Genomic DNA, 6406 nt, shown 5'->3' with positions numbered 1-6406 from the left:
CCAATCCAAGCAGGAAACGACTGATATTGACGCCGATTCGCTCGCTTCTTAATGCTGTAGAACTTTTGACTGTCCAGTATTAAATAAATTGTGTAAAACTTTAGGGTCCGGTATAATAAAAGCATGCCAAAACTAGTGGATCATGAAGAAAGAAGAAATCATATCGCGGAAGCAACCTGGCGGGTCATCTTAAATCAGGGGATGAAGGGGGCGACGGTAAGAAATATTGCCAGAGAAGCAGGTTTATCCTTGGGCGCGCTGCGCCATTATTTCTCAACCCAGGATGAGCTGCTCGTCTTTGCAATGAAACTCGTCAAGGATCGGGCGACGGAGCGCATTCAACAAATCGCTATGTCCGACCTGCCTCCGAAAGACAAGATTTTGAACATTATGCTGGAGCTTGTGCCCTTGGATGAGAATAAGATGGCGGAAATGGAGGTATGGTTTGCGTTCACCTTCTATACAAGGCACAAGAACGATGTGCTTGATGCACAGCATGATGGAATTTATGCCGGAATGAAGAAGCTGATCGATTACATGGACCACCATCACATGCTGCGGAACAACCTGGACAAAGAAATCGAAACGGAAAAGCTGTACGCCCTGATCGATGGGATAGCCATCCATGCCTTGTTGGAGCCGCATCGGGTGAATAAAGAGCGGATTAAAGCCGTTCTGACTCAACATCTCGATTCTATCTGCGCGGAAGGCTCCATAACGGTACCTGACCAAGCGCGGGATACTTGACGAAATCGAAAGAATACCGTATGATTAACGTAAACTCAATGTGTAAGGGGAAATTTTGATGTCGGTGATCGTTCTTAACTCGTAATTGGATAATTCAGTCATGATGAACAGAGTCGTTTTGCTTGCTGAACGCTATTTCAGCAGGTTTCTTTCGTGATGCTCATCGTGCTGATCTCTTGAGTTAAGAACATGACAATTTCCGCCTGCAGACGGCATAAAATTGCGTGCTCTTCGAAGCACGCTTTTTTTATTCGGCCAACGATGCATGTTTGGGCACAGCCAGGGTCCGGGACATTCGTCCGAGACAAGATCCCGGAAGGTGCCGGACTTGATCCGCATCGTATTTGCCGTACCGCTATGACAGGGATGGGGAGCGTATGCTCTTACCCATCCCTGTTTTTTTGCAAATATATGGAAGTATAAGTTGGTTTCACCGTATACCTGTTCTTGTATTTCATCGGTAAACGCGCCTGTCCAAAGGACGGTGGCAGCCGTTTATCCTTGGTATAGCAGTGGTTTTCACCGTTGAATGCATTCTGCCGACTTAGGCTTATTACTATTATTGGAGGATATGAACCAATGAACGAAATGAATTTGAAGCGACTGGAATATGACAAAATTAAAAATCAACTGATCACTTTCACCATCTCATCTGGAGGCAGAAGCCTGGCCGAGCAGCATCAGCCAAGCCCGGACGAGGCCGTCGTCAGAGAATGGCTGGAGGAGACATCGGAGGCGGCCGCCCTGCTTGCAGCGGGCTCGAGCGTTCCTTTGTCGGCGATGGAAGGGATCGAACCGTTCCTGGCTGCGCTGGGCAGAGGAAGAATCTACAATGAGAAGGAACTCGGCCAATTGACTGGCTGGTTAAGCACGGTAGGACAGATGAAACGTTATATGGACGCTAAGCGGCAGATTGCCCCGACCATCAGCCGCTACTGCGATTCGTTGAATGAATGCCCGGCGCTCCGCGAGCATCTGGAACGCTGCATCCGCAATGGTGCTCTGACCGATCAGGCCAGCGCGGCCCTGGCCGATGCCAGACGCCACATTGTGCTGTTGGAGTCCAAGATCGAACGCAAGGTGAGCCAGACATTGGGCAAATACAAACATGCGCTGCAGGAGCACCTGGTCAGCCAACGCCACGGGCACTATGTGCTTCCGGTAAGGCGGGATTTCCGCAAGCAGGTGCCGGGTACGGTATGGGATGAATCGGCGAGCGGACAGACCTTGTTTATTGAGCCTGCCGATGTAGCCGAGCTGCATACCGAATGGCAGATGTGGAAAGCGGAGGAGGAGCGCGAGCGGATGATGGTGCTCTCCGAGCTGTCGGAAATGGTGGAAAGCCAAGGCAGCAAGCTGAAAGCGAATTTGGAGGTCATGGCCTCCCTAGACTTCATATTCGCACGTGCCAAGCTGTCCCGCAACTGGGACGGCATCCGCGTTCGGCTATCCGCTCATCCGGTCATCAAGCTTGTCGATGCGAAGCATCCGCTGCTCGGCAAGGAATGCAAGCCGTTGAACGTATCGATCGGACGGCAGTGGAGGCAGCTCATCATCACTGGGCCGAATTCAGGAGGGAAGACGGTCACGCTCAAAACGATCGGCCTGCTGACGCTTATGGTGCAATCTGGCCTGCTGATCCCCGCCGGGGAAGGAACGGTCTTCGGGATATTCGAGCATGTGATGGCCGATGTCGGTGACGGACAGAGCATCGAGCACTCGCTCAGCACCTTCTCCGCTCATATGGCCAACCTCAAGGAGATGCTGGAGGTGGCAGGAGGCCGCTCGCTGCTGCTGCTGGATGAGTTGGCGGCCGGGACCGATCCCGGTGAAGGCATCGCGTTATCGATCGCGCTGCTGGAAGAATTTCTGCGGCGCGGTTCTCTCGTAGCGGCGACGACCCACTTCAACGAGATCAAACGCTTTGCCGCACAAACTCCGGGATGCACGAATGCGCGCATGGTATTCGATCCGGAGACGCTGCGCTCCTTGTATCGTCTGGAAATCGGCGAGGCCGGCGACAGCTTCGCCTTCGCGATCGCCCGCCGCTTCGGGCTGCCGGAGCATGTGGTCGTCAGGGCGGAGGAACGCGCGGCTGCAGGCCGTGCAGACGGGAGCGGCGAGAGGCCGGAAGCGGGCAGCGTAGTGGAATTCATTCCGCTGCCGGATGACGATGAAGAGGAGATTGCGAAGGGGAGTATGGACGCTTCTCAAGGCGAAGTACGGCCCCAACAAGCGGCCGGGTCGGGAAGCCTTCGTCAGGAGCCTGGAGCCGATCGGCGGCAGCCGGCGGCTAACCGTCCGCTGCAAGTGGGGGACAGCATATGGATTCTGCCGTTGAAGTGTACGGGAACGATACAGCAGTTGATCGATGCCAAGGAGGAGGCAGTGGTCCAGGTGATGGGCAAAAAGCTGACCATCCACCATCGGTTCCTGTCGCTGGATCTCCCCGTGGAGGAGTCGCATTAAGACTTGAAAGCAGGGAAGGCCTCGAGTACTCGCCAAAGCAGCCGCTGCCGTGCCCATTGCTCTGTCAAGGTGATACAGCGGTCATGGACTCAGATGTAAGGCCACACCGTTTTGCGGTCAGTACCGGGGCATATTGAAAGCTGAAGACTGAACGCATACAAACAATAACAACCACGTCAAATTGGACGTGGTTGTTTGCGTCCGTGCGAAGGCGGCGATAGATATGGTTGCAGAACAGGTTGCCGGGCGATTGGGGAGAAGAAGCAGTAGGGGGTGGGTGATTTAACTGTATTGTATGTAGGTAAATTCAAACGAATAGTAGAAAATGAATTAACTACCTTGAAAATTCGTCTATTTTACCGTCTGCAGGCATCGTTGCAAGCGGAGGAATGGCACGTCTACCTGGAAAATCCGTCTATTTTCACCGTCTGCTGGTGCCATGCAAACGGAATGGCGCGTCTAACTGTATTTTGTACAGGTAGATTCAAGCGAATGGGCGAAAATGATCAAACTAACTGGATAAACTACAGTTAAAATGGGCAACTTTGGGCGAAACGGCTGTTTTGGCACAAACTAGCTGTAGGTTTTCCAGTTAGTTTCCATATTTCTTCCGAATATAGAAATCTAACTGTATGAAATCCAGTTAGTTTTCAAATTTCACACTATTGAAGCAGTTCAACTCTATTCTATCTTGAAAATACATCCATTTTCACCATCTGATGGTGCCGCGGCCAGAGGCATGGGGGTCTAAATGGAAATTCTAGCTGCAGACTGCCTTTTAAAATGGGTGACTTGCAGTGATATAGCTCTTTTCACAGTAAATAACTGGGGGTTTTCCAGTAAGTTTTCTTTCTTAACCTCATAGGAGCAAAATAGCCGGACTATATCCATTTAGACGCCACGCCCATGACGATTGCGTAGTTTCAAGCCATCCGCGTCTCCCTTACCAATGTGCCTCCAGGCAGTTTGGACCTGAGCTGTCCGCATTTTCTATTGTGCTTAAAAAATCAGATAATTTTGTGGATTTCCGGGATAGGAGAGAGGCTTGTAAGCGGTTATAATCAAACCAAGGCAATAATCCAAAAACTGGGAGGTGTCGACGAGGAAAGGCAATGTTGCCCATTTAGCTGCTGCTCGACGGAAAATGATCAACGGGAAAAGGTAGGCCAAGGCTTGTTCAACTTTAATTTACAAGTGCAGGAATGGAAGAAAGAGAGGTGCACTATCATGAAATTGTCAGTTGGAGGCTATTCGTTCTGTAATTCTTTCCGGGCAGGAACGATGGATGTATTCGGCTATCTGGAAACGGTCAAATACCGTTACGGCTTGGATGCCGTCGATTTGTGGAACGGTTTTTTTGCGGATGGTACGGGCGAGCTTTGCAGGGTGCCTGACGAGGATTACATACGGAAAATTCGGCAAGCGCTCGATGAAAGGGAGCTAATCCTAGCTAATTTTGCCATCGATAAAGCGCATATTTGGGACCCCGATCCGGTGGAAAGGGAAGCGCTGCACAAGAACGCGCTGGATCATCTGAAGATGTCGGCCGCGCTAGGGGCACAGACGGTCCGGATAGATACGGGTATCTACGAAACGACGGAGATCACCGAAGAGCAGTTCGAATATATCGTCAACCGGTTCCGCGAGTACTGCGAGTTTGCGAAGGATAACGGATTCCTGATCGGTCCAGAGAACCATATGGGCCCCTCGCTCGTGCCGGGCACGATGGCGAGAATAGCCGAGGCGGTCGATCATCCGAGCTACGGAATTTTGCTGCATATCGGCAGGTGGCGAGAGGATGTGGAGCAGGGGGATGCCATGGTGGCCCGCTGGACGGTTCATACGCATTTCTCCGCCCATACGGTGACGGGCCCGGAAGCGGTGGAGAAGGTCCGGATGCTTAGAGCGGCTGGGTATGACGGATATTGGGCGGTCGAGTACAACGCACCCAACAACCAATATGGGGAAGTCGAGTGGCTGCTGGCTTCGGTCAAGAGGGTATTGGCCGCGAGCGAGGCGGAGTGAAGTTTTAAAAGAAACGGAGGAATAGGGCATGAAGACGATTCGGATAGGGGTTATCGGTGTCGGACTCATCGGCAAGAATCATATGGAAAACTATTCGAAGCTGGCGGGAGCGGAGGTCGTTGCCGTATGCGACATTAACGAAGCCGAAGCGAAATCGGTAGCTGACAAATACGGCGATCCGCACGTATATACCGACTACAGGAAAATGCTGGAGCGGGACGATCTCGATGCGGTGGATGTATGTCTCCATAACAATTACCACGCTCCTGTGTCCATCGCTGCCATGGAGGCAGGCAAGCATGTCTACTGCGAGAAGCCGATTGCGGGCTCCTACTTCGACGGCAAGCGGATGGTGGACCGGGCCCAGGAACTGGGAAAAATGCTGCATATCCAATTGGGTACGCTGTACCGCAAGGAGACTAAAGCGGCGAAGGCGTTAATCGACGGAGGAGAGCTCGGATCGCTGTACCATGCCCGGGCGACCGGATTCCGCCGAAGAAACCGGCCGTTCGTGGACGGCTTCGGAACCGCCTATTTCACCCGCAAGGAAACGGCAGGAGGCGGAGCCATCTTCGATATGGGCGTCTATCATATTGCTCAGATGCTGTATCTGCTGGATCTGCCCAAGGTCGAGCGAATATCCGGCAAGACGTACCAGGAGATGGACATGGACGCTCACAGGAAAGCGGCCAGCGGCTTCGATGTCGAGGAATTGGGACTGGGCTTCGTCCGCTTTGCCGGCGGCGTGACGATGGATATTATCGAAGCGTGGTCGGTTCATCTGGGCGGATTCGAGGGCGGCTCCGTGATCGGCTCGAAGGGAGGAATCCGGCTGCCCGCCTACGGTCCGGGGGACCAGAAGTTCTCGTATTACACAACCCGATGCGACATCGACCTCGACAGCACCGTCGATTTGAACATGATGGATCTCCGCTGGCACCGGCTGAGGGAGAATGAAGACGCTTACGACTCGTCCCAGCACCATTGGATCGCTGCGCTGCAGGGCAGGGTCAAGCTGCTGCCCACCGCAGATATTGCGCTCCAGACGATGCTGATCAGCGAAGGGATTTATTTGTCGGATTCGCTTGGCAGCGAAGTAACGGCTGAGGAGGTAGCCGAGCGTTCCGTTTCCCTGTCCATTCCCGTATAAGGATGGGAACACGGG

General features: G+C 52.9%; 4 protein-coding genes. All 4 read left to right on the top strand.

Features of this window, described 5'->3' with window-relative positions:
• Positions 1–123 precede the first annotated feature (123 nt).
• Positions 124–747, top strand: a complete 624-nt coding sequence (locus tag FS806_RS14685; protein WP_144937913.1) for a TetR/AcrR family transcriptional regulator — start codon at positions 124–126, stop codon at positions 745–747.
• A 579-nt stretch (positions 748–1326) separates the two neighbouring features.
• The gene (locus FS806_RS14680) at positions 1327–3216 is read left to right on the top strand and encodes an endonuclease MutS2 (RefSeq protein WP_144937910.1); all 1890 of its coding nucleotides are present in this window, start codon (positions 1327–1329) and stop codon (positions 3214–3216) included.
• Between the two features lie 1227 nt (positions 3217–4443).
• Positions 4444–5241, top strand: a complete 798-nt coding sequence (locus FS806_RS14675; RefSeq protein WP_144937907.1) for a sugar phosphate isomerase/epimerase family protein — start codon at positions 4444–4446, stop codon at positions 5239–5241.
• Between the two features lie 28 nt (positions 5242–5269).
• Positions 5270–6391, top strand: a complete 1122-nt coding sequence (locus FS806_RS14670; RefSeq protein ID WP_144937904.1) for a Gfo/Idh/MocA family protein — start codon at positions 5270–5272, stop codon at positions 6389–6391.
• Positions 6392–6406: the final 15 nt, after the last annotated feature.

The organism is Paenibacillus sp. 32O-W (assembly GCF_007679495.1).
GTDB classification, from domain to species: domain Bacteria; phylum Bacillota; class Bacilli; order Paenibacillales; family NBRC-103111; genus Paenibacillus_L; species Paenibacillus_L residui.
The sequence above is the reverse complement of the archived record's forward strand: the minus strand, read 5'-3'. Positions and strand labels throughout refer to the sequence as shown.